Below are 23,331 nucleotides of genomic sequence, written 5' to 3'. Positions count from 1 at the left end.
TGTGCGGTGAGCGCGCGGTAGCCCCAGGGGGAACAACGGCCGGGAAGGCGGGTGCAGGCTCTCGATCCGGCCGTTGTCGCGAGCCGGGGCTTGACCTGTTCTTGGCATGTCCATGACTATCAGGGGTGAGGCGGCACGGCTCCCCAGGCCCGACCCTCACCTTCCGTTTCCTCACCCCCCACAAGGAGACACGGTGCGAGCAGCACGAAGAACGACCCTGACCGGCCTCGCGCTCGTCACGGCCGCCGCCGGCCTCGCCGCGCTGCCCCCGGACGCCGAAGCGGCCTCCCCCGCCCCCACCCTCACCACGGCCGCGCCCGACATCGACGTTGCCAGGGTCCAGGCACACCTCACCGAACTCAACGCCATAGCGAGCCGCAACGGCGGCAACCGCAGATCGACCGGCCAGGGCTACCGCGACTCGGTCGCCTATGTGAAGGGCAGGCTCCAGGCGGCCGGCTACACCGTCACCGAACAGGCGTGCACGTCAGGCTGCACCCGTGGCGCCGGACCCAACCTGATCGCCGAGTGGCCCTACGGCGACGCGTCGAAGGTGTACATGTTCGGCGCACACCTCGACGGCGTCTCCGCCGGACCCGGCATCAACGACAACGGCTCCGGCAGCGCGACCCTCCTGGAGGTCGCGCTGAAACTCGCCGAGACCCGCCCCTCGATGGCGGCCCGCGTTCGCTTCGGCTGGTGGACGGACGAGGAGCAGGGGCTCAACGGCTCGGACTTCTACGTCCGTTCCCTGACCTCCGCCCAGCGCTCGGCGATCAAGGCGTACTACAACTTCGACATGGTCGCCTCGCCCAACGGCGGTTACTTCATCAACCACATCAACTCCACCGCCGCCGCGCCGATGAAGGCGTACTGGGACTCGCTGAGCCTCCGGCCCGAGGAGAACACCGAGGGCGCGGGCCGCTCCGACGACTACTCCTTCGAGGCCTACGGCATCCCGACCTCCGGCTACGCCATGGGCGCGAGCGCCCGCAAGACCTCGACGCAGGCGGCCAAGTGGGGCGGCACGGCGGGTGCCGCGTACGACCGCTGCTACCACTCCTCCTGCGACACCACCACCAACATCAACGCCACCGGCCTGAACCGCAGCGCCGACGGTGTCGCCTACACGCTGTGGCAGCAGGCGGTCTCGGCCACCGCCCTGAACCGGGCGCCACGCTGACGGCCGGCCGACCCGCCCACGGGACGGGGAAGGGGAGGCGGATCCTCGTGATCCGCCTCCCCTTCTCACGGGCCTTCGGCAGGGCCTAGCACTCGATGATGTTCACCGCCAGCCCGCCCCGGGCCGTCTCCTTGTACTTCACGCTCATGTCCGCGCCGGTGTCCTTCATCGTCTTGATGACCTTGTCCAGGGACACCTTGTGGGAGCCGTCGCCGCGCATCGCCATCTTCGCGGCCGTGACGGCCTTCACCGCGGCCATGCCGTTGCGCTCGATGCACGGGATCTGGACCAGGCCGCCGACCGGGTCGCAGGTCAGGCCGAGGTTGTGCTCCATGCCGATCTCGGCCGCGTTCTCCACCTGCTCGGGGGAGCCGCCGAGCACCTCGGCGAGCGCGCCGGCCGCCATGGAGCAGGCGGAGCCCACCTCGCCCTGGCAGCCGACCTCGGCGCCGGAGATGGAGGCGTTCTCCTTGAAGAGCATGCCGATCGCGCCCGCGGCCAGCAGGAACCGCACGACACCGTCCTCGTCGGCGCCCGGCACGAAGTTGATGTAGTAGTGCAGGACCGCCGGGATGATGCCGGCCGCGCCGTTCGTGGGGGCGGTCACCACACGGCCGCCCGCCGCGTTCTCCTCGTTCACCGCCATCGCGTAGAGCGTGATCCACTCCATGGCGTGCGCCAGCGGGTCACCCTCGGCGCGCAGCTGGCGGGCCGAGACGGCCGCGCGGCGGCGGACCTTCAGACCGCCGGGCAGGATGCCCTCGCGGGACATGCCGCGCTCCACGCACGCGCGCATCACCCGCCAGATCTCCAGCAGGCCCGCGCGGATCTCCTCCTCGGAGCGCCAGGCCCGCTCGTTCTCCAGCATCAGCGAGGAGATCGACAGGCCCGTCTCCCTCGTCAGGCGCAGCAGCTCGTCGCCCGTGCGGAACGGGTACTTCAGGACCGTGTCGTCCAGCTTGATCCGGTCCGCGCCCACCGCGTCCTCGTCGACGACGAAGCCGCCGCCCACCGAGTAGTACGTCTTGGAGAGCAGCTCCTTGCCGTCGGCGTCGTGGGCCCACAGCGTCATGCCGTTGGCGTGGTACGGCAGGGCCTTGCGGCGGTGCAGCACGAGGTCCCGGTCGAAGTCGAAGGCGATCTCGTGCTCGCCCAGGAGACGGATCCGCCCCTCCGCCTTGATCGCCTCGACGCGCGCGTCCGCCGTCTCCACGTCCACCGTGCGCGGCGAGTCGCCGCACAGGCCGAGCAGGACGGCCTTCGGGGTGCCGTGGCCGTGGCCGGTCGCGCCCAGGGAGCCGTAGAGCTCCGCGCGGACGGCGGCGGCCTGCTCCAGGAGGCCTTCGTTGCGCAGGCGGCGGGCGAACATCCGCGCCGCGCGCATCGGGCCGACCGTGTGGGAGCTGGACGGACCGATGCCGATCGAGAACAGGTCGAAGACCGAGATGGCCACGGTCACTCCTCAAGACAGCAGGGGGTGGTGGGGCACCCGGTGCGGGTGCCCCACCGGGGACTTACTTGTTCAGGCCCGGGTACAGCGGGTGCTTGTCGGCGAGCGCCTTCACGCGCGCCTTGAGGGCCTCGGCGTCGGCCGCCCCGAAGGGAGCGGGCGCCTTCAGCGCCTGCGCGATCACGTCCGCGACCTCGGCGAAGTCCTCGGCCGCGAAGCCGCGGGTCGCCAGGGCCGGCGTACCGATGCGCAGCCCCGAGGTGACCATCGGCGGGCGCGGGTCGTTCGGGACGGCGTTGCGGTTGACCGTGATGCCGACCTCGTGGAGCCGGTCCTCGGCCTGCTGCCCGTCCAGCTCGGACGCGCGCAGGTCCACCAGGATCAGGTGCACGTCCGTGCCGCCGGACAGCACGTTCACGCCGGCCTCGCGGGCGTCCGGGGCCGTCAGGCGCTCGGCGAGGATGCGCGCACCCTCCACCGTACGACGCTGGCGCTCCTTGAAGTCCTCCGAGGCCGCGACCTTGAAGGACACCGCCTTGGCCGCGATCACGTGCTCCAGGGGACCGCCCTGGAAGCCCGGGAAGACGGACGAGTTCAGCTTCTTCGCGAAGTCCTTCCTGGCGAGGATGATGCCGCCGCGGGGGCCGCCCAGCGTTTTGTGGGTGGTGGAGGTGACCACGTCGGCGTACGGCACCGGGTTCTCGTGCAGACCGGCCGCGACCAGGCCCGCGAAGTGCGCCATGTCGACCCACAGGTACGCGCCGGTCTCGTCGGCGATCCGGCGGAACTCGGCGAAGTCCAGCTGCCGCGGGTACGCCGACCAGCCCGCGATGATCACCTTGGGGCGGTGCTCCTTGGCGAGCCGCTCGACCTCGGCCATGTCGACCAGGCCGGTTTCGGCGTCCACGTGGTAGGCGACCACGTCGAACTGCTTGCCGGAGAAGTTCAGCCGCATGCCGTGGGTCAGGTGGCCGCCGTGCGCCAGGTCCAGGCCGAGGATGGTGTCCCCGGGCTGGGCCAGCGCGAAGAGGGCCGCCTGGTTCGCGGAGGCGCCGGAGTGGGGCTGCACATTGGCGTACTCGGCGCCGAACAGCTCCTTGACCCGGTCGATGGCGATCTGCTCGGCGACGTCGACGTGCTCGCAGCCGCCGTAGTAGCGGCGGCCCGGGTAGCCCTCGGCGTACTTGTTCGTCAGGACCGAGCCCTGGGCCTCCATCACCGCGAGCGGCGCGAAGTTCTCGGAGGCGATCATCTCCAGGGTCGACTGCTGGCGGCGCAGCTCGGCGTCGACCGCGGCGGCGATCTCCGGGTCCAGCTCGTGCAGGGGCGTGTTCAGGACAGTCATACGGCTACGACTCCTCAGCCGGCGGAAAAGGCGGTGTACTCGTCGGCGGAGAGCAGGTCGGCCGGCTCCTCCGCGACGCGTACCTTGAACAGCCAGCCACCCTCGAAGGGGGCGGAGTTCACCAGCGACGGGTCGTTGACGACGTCCTCGTTGACCTCGGTGACCTCACCGGTGACCGGGGAGTACAGGTCGGACACCGACTTCGTCGACTCCAGCTCGCCGCAGGTCTCGCCCGCGGACACCGTGGAGCCGACCTCGGGGAGCTGGACGAAGACGACGTCACCGAGCGCGTTGGCCGCGTGCTCCGTGATGCCGACCGTCGCGACGCCGTCCTCGGCGGCCGACAGCCACTCGTGCTCCTTGCTGTAGCGCAGCTGCTGGGGGTTGCTCATGGCCTGAATTCTCCTGTACGCGCGAGAGTGCTGATGACGGGGTGACTACGGAAACCGCTGGTGAGCGGGGGAATGTGCGCAGCGTCACGCCGCGGCCACGGGACCGGGGCCCCAGGCGGGCGCGACCGCGGCCGGTGTCTACTTCTGGCGCTTGTAGAACGGCAGTGCCACGACCTGGTACGGCTCGTGGGTGCCCCGGATGTCCACGCCGACGCCCTCGGTGCCCGGCGCCGCGTGCGCCGCGTCGACGTAGGCCATGGCGATCGGCTTGCCCAGGGTGGGGGAGGGGGCGCCGGAGGTGACCTCGCCGATCACCTCGCCGCCGGCGACGACGGCGTACCCGGCGCGCGGCACCCGGCGGCCCTCGGCGACCAGGCCGACCAGGACCCGCGGCGGGTTCTCCTGGGCCCGGGCAGCGGCCTCGGTGAGCGCCTCGCGCCCGACGAAGTCGCCCTCCTTCTCGAACTTGACCACGCGGCCGAGCCCGGCGTCGAAGGGGGTGAGGGAGGTGGTCAGCTCGTGCCCGTACAGCGGCATGCCCGCCTCCAGGCGCAGGGTGTCCCGGCAGGACAGTCCGCACGGGACGAGCCCGACGCCCTCGCCGGCCTTGGTGAGCGCCTGCCACAGCTCGACGGCGTGCTCCGGCTTGACGAACAGCTCGAAGCCGTCCTCGCCGGTGTAACCCGTGCGGGCGATCAGCGCCGGGACGCCGGCGACCGTGCCGGGCAGGCCGGCGTAGTACTTCAGGCCGTCGAGGTCGGCGTCGGTGAGGGACTTCAGGATGCCGGGGGACTCCGGGCCCTGCACGGCGATCAGCGCGTAGGCGTCCCGGTCGTCCCGGACCTCGGCGTCGAAGCCCTCGGCGCGCTCGGTCAGGGCGTCCAGCACCACCTGGGCGTTGGAGGCGTTGGCCACGACCATGTACTCGGTCTCGGCGAGCCGGTAGACGATCAGGTCGTCCAGGATGCCGCCGTCGGCCCGGCAGATCATCGTGTAGCGGGCGCGGCCGACACCGACGGAGGCGATGTTGCCGACCAGGGCGTGGTTCAGGAACGCGGCGGCCTGCTCGCCGGTCACGGTGATCTCACCCATGTGAGAGAGGTCGAAGAGACCGGCCCGGGTCCGCACGGCGAGGTGCTCGTCGCGCTCGGAGCCGTAGCGCAGGGGCATGTCCCAGCCCGCGAAGTCGGTCATCGTCGCACCGAGCGCGCGATGTACGGCATCGAGCGCGGTGTGGCGGAGTTCAGTGCTGCTCATCGGACGGTCGTCTCCCAAGGCGAGCGGACAGGCGAGGAACGTTCCTCCCCATCTGTCATCGGAACCTGAGAGGTTCGCCACGACCGCCACAGGGACGACCAGGGCTTGCACCTTGGGTGGAGCCACTGACACAGCGGCCCGCTTTTCAGATGTGCCTCGCCCGCGCGGTAACGGGGCCTGAGAGATTCAAGGGAGGGACTTGCTCCTTCGGCGTCCCAGCCCGGGGCTGGGAACTCTCCCGCGCGGATTCAAGCGGCCGGTATGCAGTTGGCGGGCACATCATTGCACGCCGCTCCCCGCCCATCCAGAGCACGCTCCTTGTGACCGAGCTGTGGCAGAACGCACACGAACCTCCTACCGTTGCCCATTACCTTCTCTTTACATAGAGCGGGCATGGGGATGACCGAGCCCACTGGGGAGGACGATCACGGTGAACAGGACATCGGCCTACGCCACCGACGCCGGCATCGCGGTGCCGGGAGAGCCCTCCGCCCTGACCCGCGGGCGCCGCGCGGACCGGCCCGCCCCGGTCGTCCGCGACCTGCGCGACCGCGCGGGCCGCAGCCCGCACGCCCTGCTCTTCGGCCCCCGCGACCTGGTGGTGATCACCGGTCTGCCCGGCAGCGGCAAGTCCACCCTGATGCACCGCGCGGTCACCGGCCACCGCGTCGACTCCCAGGACACCCGGGACCGCTGGGACGCCCGCGTCCCCCGCTCCGTCCCGTACGCGCTCTACCGCCCCCTGGTCCGCCTCGCCCACTACGCCGCACTGCGCAGGGCCCTGCGCACCGGCGAGGGCGTCGTCGTGCACGACTGCGGCACCCAGCCCTGGGTGCGTGCCTGGCTGGCCCGCGAGGCCCGGCGCCGCGGCGCCACCCTGCACCTGCTCCTGCTCGACGTCAGCCTCGAGACCGCTCGGGCGGGCCAGCGCGAGCGCGGCCGGGGCGTCTCCCGCTACGCCTTCCGCCGCCACCGGCGTACGACCGCCCGGCTGCTGCGCGCGGTGGAGAAGGGGGCACTGCCCGCCGGCTGCGGCGCGGCGGTGCTGCTGGACCGGGACGCGGCGGACGTCCTCAGCCGGGTCGGCTTCGCTCGGTGAGGCACTGTCACAGCCACCCGCTAGCCTTCTTGCTCACAGCAGTGGTTCCCAGCAGGCGGTAGGCAGATGGACTTCCCGGCGGACATCCCAGCGGACTTCCCGGCACAGGCGCACCCCCACCCGCACGGCGGTTGGCCCGGCAACGAGCTGGAGGAGGTGCTGTCGGCCTCCCTCGGCATCGCCTCGGCGGGCGACCGGATCATCGAGGTCGTCGGCCGCAGCTTCCTGTGGATACCGCTGCCCAACGGCGGTGGCCCGCACAGCGGGCCGCTGGACCTGCCGACGACGGAGATCGACGGCCAGGTGTACGTCCCGGTGTTCAGCTCCGAGGAGCAGCTGCGCCAGGCGGCCGGTCCCCACATGTCGTACACCATCGCCCCCGCCGTGGAGTTCGCGCGCGGCCTGCCGCCGCAGGCGGGCATCGCGGTGAACCCGGGCGGTGTGGTCGGCATCCCGCTGCCGCCCGAGGCCGTGGCCGAGCTGTGCCGCGCCGGCCGCACCCCGCTCGACGGGCCCAACGCCGGCGGCCGGGTCCGCCTCTTCGAGCCCGACTGGCAGGACGATCCGGTCGACTTCCTCTCCGCGGCCTCCGCCGAGTTCGCTCAGACCGGCGTGGTCCTCACCGCCCGCCGCTGCCTGGCCGCCATCGAGACGGCCGACCCGGTGATGTTCGTGGGCGTGGAACTCTCCCAGTGGGAGGGCGACATCCGGACGCTGCCCCTGGACGCCCTCGGCAGGGCCCTCGGCCGAGTCCCGGTCCAGTGGCCGGTCAACCTGATCCTCATGGACGTGGCCGAGGACCCGGTCTCCGACTGGCTGAAAACGAACGTCCGGCCCTTCTACCAGTACGGCCACTAGCACCGGCCCGGGGGCGGCCGACGCAGGGGGCGCGGGGCGCCGCGCGAGAACCCACCACCCGCACCCCCGCACGAACAGAAGGCCCCGAGCCACCGGGCGCTTAAGCTGTCTCCAAACGCGGGGCACGGAGTAGAAGGGCCGGTACAACAGGTGAGCGCGAGCCACAGCGGCAGCGTCGAGCACATGCTGCGCCAGGTCACCCCGGGACGCTACGACGCCTACGAGGCCCTGCTCCGCGCCCTCGCCACCCCCTCCTCCGGCCAGATCTGGATGCTCCTGTGGCACGGCCAGGCCGGCTCCCCGGACGCCCAGTACGGGGACATGGAGGTGGACGGCTCCCACTACGCCCCCTGCGTCACCTCCGCCCAGGAGCTGTCGGCCAGCGGCTGGAACCGCTCGTACGAAGTGGTCGACGGCCTGGACGTGGCCCGCACCCTCTACCCCGACCACTACGGCCTCTGGCTCAATCCGCACGGCCCCGGCGGCGGAGTCGGCATCCCCTGGCTGGATCTGCGCCGCATCGCCACCGGTCTGGACCGCCAGCCCGCCGGTCCGCTGCGCCTGTCGGAGCCCGGCATCGAGATCCCGCAGTTCTACGCCCTCCTCGCGCAGAACGCGCACCGCACCCCCGCGCTCCGCTCGCTGCGCCGCGCCTGGGTCCAGCCCGCGCTCGGGGCGCCGTATCTCGCCATCGGTCTGGACGTCTACGAGACCTCGCCCGCCGCGGTCGACTCGGTGCGCGCGATGATGCAGCAGTCCATCGGCGCGGTCCCGGAGGGGCTGCCGGTGTCGACGGTCGCGATGACGGACGGCTACGACCCGGTGGTGATGTGGATGCGGGTCAACGCGCGCCCGTTCTACGACCGCGAGGCGCACGTCCCCGCGCCGCAGCCGCAGCTCCAGGCACCGGTCCCGCCGCAGGCCCCGGCCGGCGGGTACGGCTACCCACCGGTGCACGGCGGTTACTGACAACTAAGTGGAGCGACAGGGGTTTTGACTCCGGGTCGCAGAATTTACACGGACGACACACTTCTTCGCGCGTAGACATCGCCCGATCGCCCCGAACCGCGTAGATTCACCGTTCTGTCCCAACTGGCCCGCGTCCGATGCCCGTTACCCACTGATCGGATAACGGAATCCCCTGGACTGCATCACGGTTGCGCATACATTCGCCGTCAGCTCTGGCGGGTGATCGCAAAGACGCTGAAGACTCCCGACTCAGACATGAGGTCGAGACCTCATGCTCGATGGCAAGTCGACAAAGCCGCAATCCGCGGCAGCGCAGGCCGGTCACCACCGGCGAGAGGGGTCGCTCACCGTGACCGCACCGATCGAGACCACCGGGGCGGCAGCCGAGGCACAGCCGGAGGCTGTGCTGGAGGGTGCCGGTAAGGGGCAGATCGAGGGTCGTTCCCTGGGCCAGATCGCCTGGACCCGGTTCAAGAAGGACAAGGTCGCCGTCGCGGGCGGCGTCGTCGTGATCCTGCTGATCCTTCTCGCGATCCTGTCCCGCCCCATCCAGGCCCTCTTCGGCCTCGACCCCAACGCCTTCCACCAGGACCTGATCACGCCCGACACCTCGCTGCCCACGGGCGGCTGGGGCGGCATGAGCCTCGATCACCCGCTCGGCGTGGACCCCAAGTTCGGCCGTGACATCGCCACCCGCATCCTGGAGGGCTCCTGGGTGTCGCTGGTGGTGGCGTTCGGCGCGACGATCCTGTCCAACGTCATCGGCGCGGTCATGGGCGTCGTCGCGGGCTACTACGGCGGGCGGGTCGACTCGGTCATCAGCCGGCTGATGGACACGTTCCTCGCCTTCCCCCTCCTGCTCTTCGCGATCGCCATCTCCGCCACCCTCCAGGGCGGCGCGTTCGGTCTCAACGGGCTGCCGCTCCACCTGAGCGTGCTGATCTTCGTCATCGGCTTCTTCAACTGGCCCTACCTGGGCCGGATCGTGCGAGGCCAGACCCTCGCCCTGCGTGAGCGCGAGTTCGTGGACGCCTCCCGGGGCATGGGCGCCAAGGCCCCGTACATCCTGTTCCGGGAGCTGATGCCCAACCTGGTCGGCCCGATCATCGTCTACTCGACGCTGCTCATCCCGACCAACATCCTCTTCGAGGCGTCCCTGAGCTTCCTCGGCGTCGGCATCCAGCCCCCGCAGGCGTCCTGGGGCGGCATGCTCCGTGAGGCGGTCACCTACTACAAGGTCGATCCCCAGTACATGATCGTTCCCGGTCTCGCCATCTTCGTGACCGTCCTGGCCTTCAACCTGCTCGGTGACGGTCTCCGCGATGCTCTCGACCCGCGCAGCCGCTGACGCCTGCCGCGGAGAGCCCGAAAATTTTCCAACAATGGAGGGGAAAGCGCCCATCATGCGAAGGTCAGCGCTGGCCGCGATCGCGGCCATCGGCTCCGCCAGCCTGTTTCTTGCGGGTTGCAGCAAGGCCGATGACAACAAGAACGAGAACGGCAACACCAAGTCGGCCGGTGCCAACGCCGCGACCAAGGGCATCGTGAACGTGTCCGACAAGAAGGGCGGCACGGTCACCTACGAGATGGCCGACGTGCCGGACTCCTTCGACCCGGGCAACACGTACTACGCCTACATGTACAACCTCAGCCGGCTGTGGGCCCGCCCGCTGATGACCTTCAAGCCGGGCGCCGGCCAGGAGGGCAACACCCTGGTCCCGGACCTCGCCGCGGGCAAGGGTGTCCCGAGCGACGGCGGCAAGACCTGGACGTACAAGCTGCGTTCGGGCCTGAAGTACGAGGACGGCTCGCCGATCACCTCGAAGGACGTCAAGTACGCCGTCGAGCGCTCGAACTTCGCGCGTGACGTGCTCTCCCTCGGCCCGAACTACTTCCAGCAGTTCCTGGCCGGCGGCGACAAGTACAAGGGCCCGTACAAGGACAAGAGCGACAAGGGCCTGTCCTCCATCCAGACGCCGGACGACACCACGATCGTCTTCCACCTGAAGCAGGCCTTCCAGGAGTTCGACTACCTGGTCGCCGCCCCGCAGACGGCCCCGGTGCCCAAGGCGAAGGACACCGGCGTCGACTACGTCAAGCACATCGTGTCCTCCGGCTCCTACAAGTTCCAGAGCTACGACGACGGCAAGCAGGCCGTCCTCGTGCGCAACGAGAACTGGGACGCGAAGACCGACCCGCTGCGCAAGCAGCTGCCGGACAAGATCGTCGTCAACCTGAAGGTCAACCCGGAGAAGATCGACCAGGACGTCATGGCGGGCGACGCCATCGACCTGGCCGGCACCGGCGTCCAGGCCTCGACCCAGGCCGACGTCCTCACCGACCCCGCCAAGAAGGCCAACACGGACAACACCTACGGTGGCCGCCTGGTCTACATGGCGATCAACACCAAGGTGAAGCCGTTCGACAAGGTCGAGTGCCGCAAGGCCGTCCAGTACGCGATCGACAAGGTCTCGGTGCAGACCGCCGAGGGCGGCCCGATCCGCGGTGACGTCGCCTCCACCGTGCTGCCGCCGGACATCCCGGGCTACAGCAAGTCCGACGTCTACGCCACCTCCGGCAGCAAGGGCGACGCCGCCAAGGCCAAGGATCTGCTGAAGGCCTGCGGCAAGTCCTCGATCTCGACGAACATCTCGGCCCGTTCGGACCGTCCGCAGGAGATCGACGCCGCCACGGCGATCATCAACTCGCTGAAGAAGGTCGGCATCAACGCCAGCCTGAAGCAGTACCCGTCGGGCAAGTACTTCACCGACTACGCGGGTGTGCCGAAGTTCACCGAGAAGCAGAACATCGGCCTGATCATGATGCAGTGGGGTGCCGACTGGCCCTCCGGCTACGGCTTCCTCCAGCAGATCCTGAACGGCAAGGCGATCAGCCAGTCCGGTAACACCAACCTGTCGCAGTACAACAACAAGGACGTCAACGAGCTGCTGGGCAAGGCGATCGGCACTCAGGACACCAACGAGCGCAACACGCTCTACACGCAGATCGACAAGAAGACCATGGACGACGCCGTCCTGGTCCCGCTGACCTACTTCAAGGTCCTCCTGGGCCGCCCGCAGAGCTACACCAACCTGGTTTCCACGGCGGCCTTCAGCGGTCAGTACGACTACCTCAACATCGGCGTCGCGTCGAAGTAGCAGCCCCGGAAGGCAGGTGAAGGCATTGGTGCCCGCGGGCTTCGCGGCCCGCGGGCACCAGCGCCGGTCCCCGTGATCTCGTACATCCTCCGCCGGACGGCCGCGGCAGTGATCCTGCTGCTGGTCGTCTCCGCGGTCACCTTTGCCATCTTCTTCCTGCTGCCACGGCTCGCCGGCCAGACAGCGGATCAGCTGGCGCAGCAGTACATCGGCAAGAGCCCGTCGAAGGCGGACATCGCCGCGGTCAAGCACAACCTCGGTCTGGACCAGCCGGTCTACGTCCAGTACTGGCACTTCATCAAGGGGATCGTGGCCGGTGCCGACTACAACATCGGTCCCACCACGGTGCACTGCGACGCCCCGTGCTTCGGCTACTCCTTCAAGACCCACGAGGCGGTCTGGCCGCAGCTCACCAGCCGGCTGCCGGTGACCATCTCGCTGGCCGTGGGTGCCGCCGTGCTGTGGGTCCTGTCGGGCGTGGCCATCGGTGTCGTCTCGGCGCTGAAGCCCCGTTCCTTCTTCGACCGTGCCTTCATGGGTGTCGCCCTCGCCGGTGTCTCGCTCCCCATGTTCTTCACGGGCAACCTGGCCCTCCTGCTCTTCACGTACCAGTGGCCGATCTTCGGTACCACCTACGTCCCGTTCACCGAGAACCCCTCGCAGTGGGCCAACACCCTCTTCCCGGCGTGGTGTTCGCTCGCGCTCCTGTACTCCGCCATCTACGCGCGGCTCACCCGCTCGGGCATGCTGGAGACGATGAACGAGGACTTCATCCGCACGGCCCGCGCCAAGGGCCTGCGCGAGCGCAACGTCGTGGTCCGGCACGGACTGCGCGCGGCCCTCACCCCGATCATCACCGTGTTCGGCATGGACATCGGTCTGCTGCTCGGCGGCGCCCTGATCACCGAGTACGTCTTCTCGCTGCACGGCATCGGCGAGTACGCGGTGAAGGCCATCACCGACAACGACCTGCCCCCCATCCTCGGCGTGACCCTGCTCGCCGCCTTCTTCGTCGTGATCGCAAATCTCCTGGTGGACGTGCTCTACGCCGCCGCCGACCCGCGGGTGAGGCTCTCGTGACCGAACTCTCCAAGACCGGCGCCGCGGTGGGCGAGCCCACCGACTCCGGCAAGGCGCCCGAAGCCTTCCTGGAGGTCCGCGACCTCAAGGTGCACTTCCCGACCGACGACGGCCTGGTGAAGTCCGTCGACGGGCTCAGCTTCTCGCTGGAGAAGGGCAAGACCCTCGCCATCGTCGGCGAGTCCGGCTCCGGCAAGTCCGTCACCTCGCAGGCCATCATGGGCCTGCACCGGCTCGGCACCCGTGGCAAGAACGTGCGGATGTCCGGCGAGATCTGGCTGGACGGCAAGGAACTGGTCTCCGCCGCCCCGGACGAGGTGCGCAAGCTCCGCGGCCGTGAGATGGCGATGATCTTCCAGGACCCGCTGTCCGCGATGCACCCCTACTACAAGGTCGGCGACCAGATCGTCGAGGCGTACCGGGTGCACCACGACGTCAGCAAGAAGGTCGCCCGCACCCGGGCCATCGAGATGCTCGACCGCGTCGGCATCCCCGAGCCCGCCAAGCGCGTCGACGGCTACCCGCACGAGTTCTCCGGCGGTATGCGCCAGCGCGCCATGATCGCCATGGCGCTGGTGAACAACCCCGAACTGCTCATCGCGGACGAGCCGACGACCGCCCTCGACGTGACCGTCCAGGCGCAGATCCTCGACCTGATCCGTGACCTCCAGAAGGAGTTCGGCTCCGCGGTCATCATGATCACTCACGACCTCGGCGTGGTCGCCGAGATCGCCGACGACGTCCTCGTGATGTACGGCGGCCGGTGCGTGGAACGCGGTCCGGCCGGCGAGGTCTTCGAACAGCCGCAGCACCCCTACACCTGGGGCCTGCTCGGCTCGATGCCCCGCATCGACCGCGAGACCTCCGAACGGCTCATCCCGGTCAAGGGCTCGCCGCCGAGCCTCATCAACGTCCCCTCGGGCTGCGCCTTCCACCCCCGCTGCCCGTACGCGGACATCCCCAAGGGGAACGTCACCCGCACGGTGCGCCCCGAGCTGGAGCAGGTGAGCACCGGGCACTGGTCCGCCTGCCACCTCTCGGCCGAGGACCGCCAGCGGATCTGGACCGAAGAGATTGCGCCCAAGCTGTGAGTGAGACCAAGAAGACGGACACCGTCGCCGAGGCCGCGGTCCCGAAGCAGGCGTCGGCTCCCGAGGAGCGGGACGTGCTGCTCAAGGTCGAGGGGCTGACCAAGCACTTCCCGATCAAGAAGGGCATCCTGCAACGCCAGGTCGGCGCCGTGAAGGCCGTCGACGGCCTCGACTTCGAGGTGCGCAAGGGCGAGACCCTGGGCGTGGTCGGCGAGTCGGGCTGCGGCAAGTCGACCATGGGCCGGGTCATCACCCGGCTCCAGGACCCGACCGGCGGGAAGATCACCTTCGAGGGCCAGGACATCACGCGGCTGAACACCGGGCAGATGCGCCCGCTGCGCCGCGACATCCAGATGATCTTCCAGGACCCGTACGGCTCCCTGAACCCCCGGCACACCATCGGCTCGATCGTCTCGGCGCCCTTCCGGCTCCAGGGCGTGGAGCCCGAGGGCGGGGTGAAGAAGGAGGTCCAGCGGCTCCTCGACCTGGTCGGCCTCAGCCCCGAGCACTACAACCGCTACCCGCACGAGTTCTCCGGCGGTCAGCGCCAGCGCATCGGCATCGCCCGCGCGCTCGCCCTGAAGCCGAAGCTGGTCGTGGCCGACGAGCCGGTCTCCGCGCTGGACGTGTCGATCCAGGCGCAGGTCGTGAACCTCATGGACGACCTCCAGCAGGAGCTGGGCCTGACCTACGTGATCATCGCGCACGACCTCTCGGTCGTCCGGCACGTCTCGGATCGCATCGCGGTGATGTACCTCGGCAAGATCGTGGAACTCGCCGACCGCGTCTCGCTGTACGAGTCGCCGATGCACCCGTACACCAAGGCGCTGATGTCGGCGGTGCCCGTGCCGGACCCGAAGCGCCGGGGCCTGAAGAGCGAGCGCATCCTGCTGCGGGGCGATGTGCCCTCGCCCATCGCCCCGCCCTCCGGCTGCCGCTTCCACACCCGGTGCTGGAAGGCGACGCAGATCTGCAAGACCACCGAGCCCCAGCTCGTGGAGCTGCGGCCGGGCCAGCGGGTCGCCTGCCACCACCCCGAGAACTTCGCCGACCAGGCCCCGCAGGACACGGTCCTGCTGACGGCGGCGAAGGAGGCGTCGGAGCTGGTGCCGGACGCGGTGCTCTCCGAGGGTGCGGCCGAGAAGGAACCGGCGTCGGACAAGGAGACGGCCGCGGAGGAGACGGCCGCTGCCGAAGCGGCGGCGGCTTCCGAGGCGGTGGCTTCCGACGAGAAGCCGGCGGTTTCCGAGGAGAAGCCGGCTTCCGAGAAGGAGGCGGTGGCTTCCGAAGAGGAGCCGACGGCCTCCGAGGACAAGCCCGCGGCTTCCACGGAGGAGGCGGCTTCCGAGGAGGAGGCGGTTTCCGGCGAGGCGGTTTCCGAAGAAGGGGCTTCTGGCGGAGAGGCTGCTGAGGACGAAGAGGCTTCCGAGGACGAGGTGGCTTCCGAAGAGTCGGCGGCTTCCGAAGCGGCGGCGGCCTCCGGTGTGAAGACCGGTCCCGGTGCGAAGGTCTCGGCCGGGAAGGCCGCGCCCGCGGCCGACGCCCCCGCCGAGGAGCCCGCCACCGCCACCGGCGCCGCGGCCGACGCTCCGGCGGAGGGCTCGGGCGACACCGAGGCCGTCGCCGAGGAGACCGGCCGCGAGGCCGAGGCCACCGGCAAGGCGTCCGGCGCCGACTCACAGGAGTCAACCGACAAGTAGCACATGACGACTAGGTAAAGTCATGTACATGTCCGAGCGGGAGAGTGCAGAGTCGTCCGTGCCCGACCACTGATCGGCACGCTCGAAAGGGACGACCCATGGCATTCTCCCGTTCGGCACGTCTGGGGGCTGTCGCCACCGCGGCAGCCTCCTTCCTCGTCATCGCCGCCTCCTCCGCCCCCACCCCCGGCGCCCCCGGCATCGGCGACCCTTACTTCCCCCGGCTGGGCAACGGCGGTTTCGACGCCCGCCATTACGACCTGGACATCGCCTACGCCCCGGACACGGGCCGGCTGGACGGCCGTACGACCCTCACGGCCCGCGCCACCCAGAAGCTCTCCTCCTTCGACCTCGACCTCCAGCAGCTGGAGGTCACCGGCGTCCAGGTCGACGGCAGACCCGCGCGGTTCACCCGCGACGGCGACGAGATCACCGCCACCCCCCGCCACCCGCTCCCCGCGGGACGGGACTTCACCGTCTCCGTGACCTACGGCGGCGTACCGCAGGCCCTCGGCGGGCCGATCGTCTTCGGCTCCGACTACGGGTGGATGAAGACCCCCGACGGCGTCTTCGTCGCCTGCGAACCCAACGCCGCCTCCACCTGGTTCCCGTCCAGCGACCACCCCGCCGACAAGGCCACCTACGACATCCGGATCAAGGCTCCCCGGGGTCTGACCGGCGTCTCCAACGGCCGGCTGGTGTCGACGTACGACAAGGGCGGCTCGACGTACACCCACTGGCGGGAGTCGAAGCCGATGGCGACCTACCTCGCCACCGCCACCATCGGGAAGTTCGACGTGCGCACCGGGCGCACCCCCGGCGGCACCCCCATCTACGTCGCCATCGACCCCGTGCTCAAGAACAGCAACAACGTCGACGTGTACGCCGTCACGGCCGCCGCCACCGACTACTGGTCGCAGGTCTTCGGGCCGTACCCCTTCGAGGAGACCGGCGCGATCGTCGACGACATGCCGGAGGCGGGGTTCTCGCTGGAGGTGCAGAGCAAGCCCGCGTACTCGGCCGTGCGCAACGAGTCGACCATCGTGCACGAGCTGGCCCACCAGTGGTTCGGCGACTCGGTGAGCGTGGCCCAGTGGAAGGACATCTGGCTCAACGAGGGCTTCGCCACCTACGCCCAGTGGCTGTGGACCGAGCACCAGGGCACCCGCACCGCCCACGACTCCTTCCTGGCCGGCTACGACTCCCGTCCCGCCGACTCCTCCTTCTGGCAGATCAAGGTCGCCGACCCGCAGCGGGACACGATGTTCGCCTCCGCCGTCTACCAGCGCGGCGCGATGACCCTCCAGGTGCTGCGCGAGCGGATCGGTGACACGGCCTTCTTCAAGCTGCTGCCGGCCTGGACGAAGCTCCACCGGTACGGCAACGCGGACACCGCCGACTTCATCCGCCTCGCCGAGCGCGTCAGCGGGCAGCAGCTCGATGATCTCTTCGGCACCTGGCTGTTCACCACAGGGAAGCCCGCCCTGTGAGCCTGGGTTTGTAAGGTTCACGCACTCCGGCGGGTGAGAATGTCAGGGTGCAGCTCCAGCAACTCTTCAGTCCCTCCGTCCAGCACACGCTCGATGTGATCGGCATCTTCGTCTTCGCGATCTCCGGCGCCCTGCTGGCCGTACGGAAGAACTTCGACGTGTTCGGCATCGCCGTCCTCGCCGAGGTCACCGCGCTGGGCGGCGGGCTGTTCCGTGACCTGGTGATCGGCGCCGTACCCCCGGCCGCCTTCACGGACCTGGGCTACTTCGTCACCCCGCTGCTCGCCACGCTCGTCGTCTTCTTCCTGCATCCGCACGTGGAGCGCATCCAGGCAGCGGTGCTCGTCTTCGACGCCGCCGGCCTCGGCCTGTTCTGTGTCAGCGGTACGACGAAGGCGTACAGCTACGGCCTCGGCCTGACCGCGTCGGCGACGCTGGGCCTCGCCACCGCCGTGGGCGGCGGCGTCCTGCGGGACGTGCTGGCCAACGAGGTGCCCTCGCTGCTGCGCTGGGACCGCGACCTGTACGCGGTCCCGGCGATGGTCGGCGCCACGATGGTCGTCCTGTGCATCCGCTACGACGTCCTGACCCCGTTCACCAGCGGGCTCGCGGTGATCACGGCCTTCGTGCTGCGCCTGCTCGCGATGCGGTTCCACTGGCGAGCGCCGCGTGCGTGGAACCGCCGGTCGACGGTGACCGAGGAGTAGTCCCGGGAGCGGTCCCGGCGACCGAGGTGTCCTGGCCCCTGGCGTGGCCCTGGCCCATCTGGAGGGTCAGCCAGCGGAACACGGTGTCGACCTGCGGGCGCCACAGCGCCATGGTGTGACCGCCCGCGCTGCGCGGCAGGAACACCACCCGCACCGTGGTCGGCGCCTTGGCGACGGCCTCCAGGGCCATGCCCGCCTGGTAGCCGTCGCCGGACTCGCCGGAGAGGTACAGCGCGATCCGGGGCGGCACGGCCGCCCGCCCGAGCAGCAGATAGGGGTTGTTCGCGGCGCGCAGGGCGGGGGTCTGGGCGGCCAGGGAGTCGCGTTCGCCGATCGGGTCGTTGTAGCCGGACATGCTCACCGCGGCCCGGTACCGGTCGGGGTGGGCCACCGCGAGCTTCACCGCGCAGTGCGCGCCCGCCGAGTACCCGGCCACCGCCCAGCCCTGGGGGGCCGGCTGGGCCCGGAAGTTGTCCATGACCATCTTCGGTACGTCGATGCTGAGCCAGGTGTCGGCGTTGACCTGCCCCGGGATGTTGGCGCAGCCCGTGTCCACGCCGGCCAGCAGGTTGGTGCGCGGGGCGACCAGGATGAACGGCGCCACCCGGCCGCTCCTCATCAGCGGCAGCAGCTGCTCGTGCGCCTTGAGCGACCCGAACCACGCCTTCGCGGAACCGGGGTAGCCCGGCAGCAGCTCCACCACCGGGAACTTCTTGTTCCGGTAGGCCGGTTCGTCGTACTGCGGCGGCAGCCAGACGTAGACCTCGGCGTTCACGCCGGAGACCCGGCCCTTGAGCTGGGTGACGCGGACTCCGCCGGCCGCGCGCATGCCGGGCCCGTCGGCGGCCGAGAAGGTCTGCCTGACCCTGGGCAGCCGGGTCACCGTGATACCGCCGGTGCCGTCCTTGCCGAGGTCGGCGGCCTGCTGGACGTGGTCGCCGGTGCCGAGCAGGTCGGCCCAGTTGTCGTAGAGGTTGTTCTGGTTGTTGACCAGCACGAAGACCAGGGTGACGGCCGTGCCCTGGGCGAACAGCAGCATGAGGACCCGGGCCGTGATCCGCAGGGGTTTGGGCCCACGCATCCGCGACCACAGGACGAGCGGCAGTATGAGGGCGACGACCGCCAGCAGGACGGTCGTGTAGAGAAACGGGGTCCCGGTGAGACTCATGTCCCCATAGAGGGCGATCCGCGGCCGGAGGTTGTGGACGAGTCCGGACACTTACCGAGAAATTGCCGGAACCTCACCCGGGGGCGGGAGCGGATCATCCGCTGATCATCTCGCCTTGAGCAAGAAAGCTACCGCTTAGTAGTTTCCTGCTGTACTGTTCGGCCATGCCAGAAGCAGCTTCCGCCCCCTCCCCCTCGCGGGCCCTGATCGGCGACAGCGAGTTCGACCGCGACACCGCGGTCACCCGGCGCGAGCCCGGCGTCTACGACGTCGACCTCTCGGCCGGCTGGACCATCATCAGCGCCGTCAACGGCGGCTACCTGCTGGCCGTGCTCGGCCGGGCCCTCGCGGACACCCTGCCGCACCCGGACCCCTTCTCCGTCACCGCGCACTACCTGACCGCCTCCCGGCCCGGCCCGGCGGTCGCCCGCACCGAGACCGTCCGCACCGGCCGCACCCTCTCCACCGGCCAGGCCTCGCTCTTCCAGTACGACGACGAGGGCAACGAGGTCGAACGCATCCGCGTCCTCGCCTCCTACGGCGACCTCGCCACCCTCCCCGACGACGTCCGTACGACCGCCGTCCCGCCCGCGATGCCCCCGCTGGAGCAGTGCTTCGGCTCCGCGGACGCCGCATCCGACACCCGGATGCCGTCGGGTGGCTCCCCGGTCGAGGGCAGCTCCGCCATCGCCGACCGGCTGATGCTCAAGCTCGACCCCGCCACCCTCGGCTGGGCGCTCGGCTCCCCCTCCGGCAAGGGCGAGATGCGCGCCTGGTTCGGCCTCGCCGACGGCCGGGACGCCGACCCGCTCTCGCTGCTCCTCGCCGTGGACGCCCTCCCGCCCACCGCCTTCGAGCTGGGCCTCAAGGGCTGGGTGCCGACCGTGGAACTCACCGTCCACGTCCGCCACCGCCCGGCCCCCGGTCCGCTGCGGGTGTCCATCACCACCCGCAACCTGGCCGGCGGCTTCCTGGAGGAGGACGCCGAGGTGTGGGACAGCGCGGACCGCCTGGTCGCCCAGTCCCGGCAGCTGGCCCGGATCAGGCTCGGCTGAGCGGCTCGCGCCCCAGCCAGGCCGCCAGGCGTTCGTAGGGTCCGGCCCCCAGCGGCGCCTCGCGGCGGGCCTCGAAGGGCGTCTCCGCGCCGCGGGGCCGGGTGTCCGGCAGTACCGCGCGGGCCGTCGCGAGCGCGAACTCGGCCAGCTCGGCGTCGAGTTCGCCCGCAGCGCCGATCGCCTCGGCCAGGTCCCAGGTGTGCGTGACGACCTCCATGACGTAACCGGAGAGTGCCGCATGGCCGGGGACCTCGCCCCAGGGGACCCGCACCGGGGTCACCATCCGTTCGTCGCTCTCCCAGGCCCTGAGGACACGGGCCCGCACCTCGTCGTAGGCCGGGGCCCAGCCGTCGTCCGCGACGCCGTCGGCGGACGGGTGCACGGCGAGCCCGTCACCGCCCTCGCCCACCACCGCGATCCGCCGGGTGCCGCCGACGACGTGGCTCAGCAGACCCCGGACATCGAACTCGGAACACGGCGTCGGCCGAGTCAGGTCTTCGGGGCGCACGGTCTTGATCAGGGCAGCCGCCTGCTCGGTGGCGCGGACGTACACGGGACGCGGGTCGACGAAGCCGGTGCTGGTCATGGTGTGCCTCTCTCTCGGTCGGTGAGGCGAGGATGCCCGGATAACCTGACAACCGGCGTCAGCATTTGCCCGGCAGTTCGCGGCGGCGGGATCCTGGCGCGGTGAAGTCCGACCGGCTGCTCTCGATCCTGCTGCTCCTCCAGACCCGGGGCCGCGTCCCCGCGCCCGAACTCGCCGACCGGCTGGAGGTGTCGGTCCGCACCATCTACCGGGACGTCGAGGCACTGTCCGCCGCCGGCGTCCCGGTGTACGCCGAGCGCGGCCGGCACGGCGGCATCGAACTTCTCCCCGGCTTCCGCACCGACGTCACCGGGCTGACCGCCGACGAGTCCCGCGCCCTGTTCATCGTGGCCGCGCAGGGCGCCCACGCCGCGCTCGGCCTCGACGCGGCCCTCGGCTCGGCCCTGCGTAAGGTGATGGCCGCGCTGCCCGCGCCGCACCGGCCCGCCGCCGAGGTGACCAGCCGCCGTGTCCTGGTCGACGCCACCCGCTGGAAGGGCGGTCCGCGGCAGGCGGTCGACCTGGACGTGCTCCAGGACGCGGTGTTCTCCGACCGGCGCCTGAGGCTGCGCTACCGGCACAGCGGGGAGCGGGAACCGCGGACGTACACCGTGGACCCCTACGGCCTCGTCGCCAAGGCCGGGGTCTGGTACCTGGTCGCCGACCGGCGCGGCGGGCCCCGGCTGTTCCGCGCCGACCGGGTGCGCTCGGCCCGGCTGCTGGACGAGCCCGTCCGGCGCCGGCCCGGGGTCGAACTGGCCGACGTCTGGGAGCTGTTGCGCCGGCAGGTGGAGGAGCGGGAGAACGGGATCGAGGTCACCGTGCGGGTACGGCGCGAACTGCTCGACATGTTCCAGCGCATGGCCGCCGCACAGCTGACGGCTCCGCCCGAGGACGACGGCGCGAGCGAGTGGGTCACTGCGCGGCTGGCCTACCCGGTGCTGCGCGCCGTACGCCAACTCCTCGCGTTCTCCGACCGGGTGGAGATCCTGGACCCGCCCGAGGCCCGCGCGGAACTGCTGGCCGGGGCCCGCTCCGTCACGGCCCTGTACCAGCAGGGCTGAGCGGCGGCTGATCCGTGGCGGGACGGCTCAGTCCAGCCAGTGGCTGCGGCCGATGCTGATGAGCCGGAGCTGGCGGGCGGCGAGCTGCGTCACCCGCTCCCGCTCCTGCGCCGGGGCCTCCAGTGCCTCCAGGAACAGGGAGGCGGTGATGAGCATCTGGTCGACGTAGAGGTGCGCGAGCATCAGCAGGTCGTCGTCGCTCCAGCCCGCCGCCTCCGGGTCGTTGGCCAGCTCGGCCTTCACCTCCTCGGCGAACCGGTGCAGTTGGGCCCGGATGGCCTCGCGCACCGGCTGGACCCCGCCATGTCGCTCTCGGGCGATAAAACGGACATGAGCGGGGTACGCGTCTACGTGACGGGCGATCAACTCGATGGCACGCGTGATGCGTTCCTCGCTGTCGCCCGTGGCGGACACCGTCGTCCGCACCATCGGATGCAGGCTGCCCAGCGCCTCGTCGACCAGGGCCACGCCGAGGTCGGCGGTCGAGCGGAAGTGCCGGTAGAAGGCCGTCGGGGCGACACCGACGGCCCGGGTGACCTCGCGCAGACCCAGGCTGCTCAGGCTCTGCTCCTCCAGCAGGGCGAGCGCCGCGTCGAGGAACGCCTGCCGGGTCTTCTGCTTCTGGGCCTGCCGGATGCCGAGGGTGTGACTCATGTCATCCAGTTAACAACTGTTCTCTGGAATTGAAAAGCCGTCCGGAGCGCTAGACTCGAAGTCAGTGAACAACTGTTACTACAACTGTTCACCCAAACTTCACACCGGCTGACCACGAGGCATATCGGAGGGGGGATCTGATCCCATGCTGTTCCTCGTCGCCGCACTCATGCTGCTCGGCGTCGTGCTGGGCACCGTCGCTCACGCACCGCTGACCGTCACCGCCGTCCTGGCCGCCGTCATCGCCGTCTGGCTCGGCGTCTTCGCGATCCGCGAGCGCCACGGGCGCCGCCGCCACACCTCGGCCAACTGACCACCGGACAGGACTTCAGGAGCTGAGCGTCATGCACCTCACCGCACCGGCCACCGGCCGCCCCCGCACCGACACCCGCCCGCGCCCCCGCGACGCCGACGGCATGGCCGTCGCGTCCTTCATCCTCGGCCTCCTCGGCCTGCTCGTCCTGAACCTCTTCCTCGGCCCGATCGCCATCGTCCTGGCCGCGGTCGCCCTCTGGCGCGGCACGGCCCGCCGGGGCCGCGCCTACCTCGGTCTGACCCTGGGCGTCGCCGACCTGGCGGTCCTGGTGATCGCGATGGAGCTCTCGGGCACGGTGTCCTGGAGCCTGTGACCCACCCCGGCACGCCCCGGCGCACCACGGACGGCAACGCGGCAATGACCCCCGCCGCACCGCCACCGCCCCGGCCAACCCGCCGACCGGCCGCCGCTGCCCTGCCGCACCCGCCCTGCCGGACCGGCGCCCCGCCGCACTCGCCGATCGGTCGCCCCGTCGCCTTGCCGCCACCGCCCCGGCCGGCCGACCACCCCGCCGACTGGCCGCCCCGTCGCCGTGCCGAACCCGTACCGCCGTCGCCCCGCCGCCCTGCCGCACCGGCCCCGCCGCACCCGCCCCACCGGACCGGCGCCCCGCCGCCGCCCCGCCGACCGGTCACCCCGTCGCCGCGCCGAACCCGCACCGCCGCCGGACCGGCCGCACCGCCGCACCCGCCCTACCCGCCGTGGGCAA

At 70.6% G+C, this 23,331-nt stretch carries 20 protein-coding genes, 2 pseudogenes and 2 riboswitches; of the genes and pseudogenes, 15 read left to right on the top strand and 7 right to left on the bottom strand.

Features of this window, described 5'->3' with window-relative positions:
* Positions 1-106 precede the first annotated feature (106 nt).
* Positions 107-1,150, top strand: a pseudogene (locus tag IE294_RS34740) (M28 family metallopeptidase); the annotation flags it as partial.
* 118 nt (positions 1,151-1,268) lie between these two features.
* Here IE294_RS34740 and IE294_RS34735 read toward each other — a convergent pair.
* From IE294_RS34735 to gcvT, 4 genes are all read right to left on the bottom strand, one after another.
* Positions 1,269-2,636 (bottom strand): L-serine ammonia-lyase, encoded by a 1,368-nt coding sequence (locus IE294_RS34735; RefSeq protein WP_189892806.1) that lies wholly within the window; start codon positions 2,634-2,636, stop codon positions 1,269-1,271.
* A 61-nt stretch (positions 2,637-2,697) separates the two neighbouring features.
* Positions 2,698-3,978, bottom strand: coding sequence for a serine hydroxymethyltransferase (gene glyA, locus IE294_RS34730; RefSeq protein WP_229917596.1), 1,281 nt, complete (start codon positions 3,976-3,978; stop codon positions 2,698-2,700).
* Between the two features lie 14 nt (positions 3,979-3,992).
* Positions 3,993-4,370 (bottom strand): glycine cleavage system protein GcvH, encoded by a 378-nt coding sequence (gene gcvH, locus IE294_RS34725; protein WP_014675120.1) that lies wholly within the window; start codon positions 4,368-4,370, stop codon positions 3,993-3,995.
* Between the two features lie 138 nt (positions 4,371-4,508).
* The gene (gene gcvT / locus IE294_RS34720; protein WP_189892804.1) at positions 4,509-5,627 is read right to left on the bottom strand and encodes a glycine cleavage system aminomethyltransferase GcvT; all 1,119 of its coding nucleotides are present in this window, start codon (positions 5,625-5,627) and stop codon (positions 4,509-4,511) included.
* Between the two features lie 42 nt (positions 5,628-5,669).
* A riboswitch (glycine riboswitch) is annotated at positions 5,670-5,782 on the bottom strand.
* A riboswitch (glycine riboswitch) is annotated at positions 5,783-5,878 on the bottom strand.
* Between the two features lie 179 nt (positions 5,879-6,057).
* On the opposite strand from gcvT, the gene IE294_RS34715 reads away from it, so the two are divergent.
* From IE294_RS34715 to IE294_RS34670, 10 genes and pseudogenes are all read left to right on the top strand, one after another.
* Positions 6,058-6,726, top strand: coding sequence for an AAA family ATPase (locus IE294_RS34715; protein ID WP_189892802.1), 669 nt, complete (start codon positions 6,058-6,060; stop codon positions 6,724-6,726).
* Positions 6,727-6,792: 66 nt separating this feature from the next.
* Positions 6,793-7,584, top strand: a complete 792-nt coding sequence (locus tag IE294_RS34710) for an enhanced serine sensitivity protein SseB (protein WP_189892800.1) — start codon at positions 6,793-6,795, stop codon at positions 7,582-7,584.
* 183 nt (positions 7,585-7,767) lie between these two features.
* Positions 7,768-8,553 carry an enhanced serine sensitivity protein SseB C-terminal domain-containing protein gene (locus IE294_RS34705; protein ID WP_373315897.1) on the top strand — a complete coding sequence of 262 codons (786 nt, stop codon included), beginning with the start codon at positions 7,768-7,770 and terminating at the stop codon, positions 8,551-8,553.
* Between the two features lie 349 nt (positions 8,554-8,902).
* Positions 8,903-9,901, top strand: a complete 999-nt coding sequence (locus IE294_RS34700) for an ABC transporter permease (protein WP_189892796.1) — start codon at positions 8,903-8,905, stop codon at positions 9,899-9,901.
* 55 nt (positions 9,902-9,956) lie between these two features.
* On the top strand, positions 9,957-11,711 hold the full coding sequence (locus IE294_RS34695; RefSeq protein ID WP_444545313.1) for an ABC transporter substrate-binding protein: 1,755 nt from the start codon (positions 9,957-9,959) through the stop codon (positions 11,709-11,711).
* 72 nt (positions 11,712-11,783) lie between these two features.
* Positions 11,784-12,791 carry an ABC transporter permease gene (locus IE294_RS34690; RefSeq protein ID WP_189892793.1) on the top strand — a complete coding sequence of 336 codons (1,008 nt, stop codon included), beginning with the start codon at positions 11,784-11,786 and terminating at the stop codon, positions 12,789-12,791.
* Positions 12,788-13,882: an ABC transporter ATP-binding protein gene (locus IE294_RS34685; RefSeq protein WP_189892791.1), complete on the top strand. Its 1,095-nt coding sequence runs from the start codon at positions 12,788-12,790 to the stop codon at positions 13,880-13,882. The genes IE294_RS34690 and IE294_RS34685 overlap by 4 nt, the downstream gene beginning before the upstream one ends.
* Positions 13,879-14,998: pseudogene (locus tag IE294_RS34680) on the top strand (ABC transporter ATP-binding protein); the annotation flags it as partial. The gene IE294_RS34685 and the pseudogene IE294_RS34680, both read left to right, overlap by 4 nt.
* Positions 14,999-15,680: 682 nt before the next feature.
* Entirely contained in the window at positions 15,681-17,072 is a 1,392-nt protein-coding gene (locus IE294_RS34675; RefSeq protein WP_189892787.1) for a M1 family metallopeptidase, read from the top strand.
* Between the two features lie 47 nt (positions 17,073-17,119).
* Entirely contained in the window at positions 17,120-17,779 is a 660-nt protein-coding gene (locus tag IE294_RS34670; RefSeq protein WP_103811275.1) for a trimeric intracellular cation channel family protein, read from the top strand.
* Here the strand turns inward: IE294_RS34670 and IE294_RS34665 are convergent.
* Positions 17,688-18,947: an alpha/beta hydrolase gene (locus IE294_RS34665; protein ID WP_189892785.1), complete on the bottom strand. Its 1,260-nt coding sequence runs from the start codon at positions 18,945-18,947 to the stop codon at positions 17,688-17,690. The genes IE294_RS34670 and IE294_RS34665 overlap by 92 nt on opposite strands.
* Positions 18,948-19,111: 164 nt before the next feature.
* On the opposite strand from IE294_RS34665, the gene IE294_RS34660 reads away from it, so the two are divergent.
* A complete protein-coding gene (locus tag IE294_RS34660) occupies positions 19,112-20,002 on the top strand; it encodes a thioesterase family protein (protein WP_189892784.1) in 891 nt (296 codons plus the stop codon).
* Here IE294_RS34660 and IE294_RS34655 read toward each other — a convergent pair.
* On the bottom strand, positions 19,989-20,588 hold the full coding sequence (locus IE294_RS34655) for a TIGR03086 family metal-binding protein (RefSeq protein WP_189892782.1): 600 nt from the start codon (positions 20,586-20,588) through the stop codon (positions 19,989-19,991). The genes IE294_RS34660 and IE294_RS34655 overlap by 14 nt on opposite strands.
* A 101-nt stretch (positions 20,589-20,689) precedes the next feature.
* Here IE294_RS34655 and IE294_RS34650 point away from each other — a divergent pair, with 101 nt between their 5' ends.
* A complete protein-coding gene (locus IE294_RS34650) occupies positions 20,690-21,652 on the top strand; it encodes a helix-turn-helix transcriptional regulator (protein WP_189892780.1) in 963 nt (320 codons plus the stop codon).
* 27 nt (positions 21,653-21,679) lie between these two features.
* Here IE294_RS34650 and IE294_RS34645 read toward each other — a convergent pair whose 3' ends face one another.
* Positions 21,680-22,306, bottom strand: a complete 627-nt coding sequence (locus IE294_RS34645) for a TetR family transcriptional regulator (RefSeq protein ID WP_189892778.1) — start codon at positions 22,304-22,306, stop codon at positions 21,680-21,682.
* 145 nt (positions 22,307-22,451) lie between these two features.
* Here IE294_RS34645 and IE294_RS34640 point away from each other — a divergent pair, with 145 nt between their 5' ends.
* Both IE294_RS34640 and IE294_RS34635 read left to right on the top strand, forming a co-directional pair.
* Positions 22,452-22,619, top strand: a complete 168-nt coding sequence (locus IE294_RS34640) for a hypothetical protein (protein WP_014675136.1) — start codon at positions 22,452-22,454, stop codon at positions 22,617-22,619.
* A gap of 31 nt (positions 22,620-22,650) precedes the next feature.
* Positions 22,651-22,935, top strand: a complete 285-nt coding sequence (locus IE294_RS34635; RefSeq protein WP_189892776.1) for a DUF4190 domain-containing protein — start codon at positions 22,651-22,653, stop codon at positions 22,933-22,935.
* Positions 22,936-23,331 lie beyond the last annotated feature (396 nt).

The organism is Streptomyces canarius (assembly GCF_014650735.1).
In the GTDB taxonomy this organism is placed as follows: Bacteria; Actinomycetota; Actinomycetes; order Streptomycetales; family Streptomycetaceae; genus Streptomyces; species Streptomyces olivaceoviridis.
The sequence above is the reverse complement of the archived record's forward strand: the minus strand, read 5'-3'. Positions and strand labels throughout refer to the sequence as shown.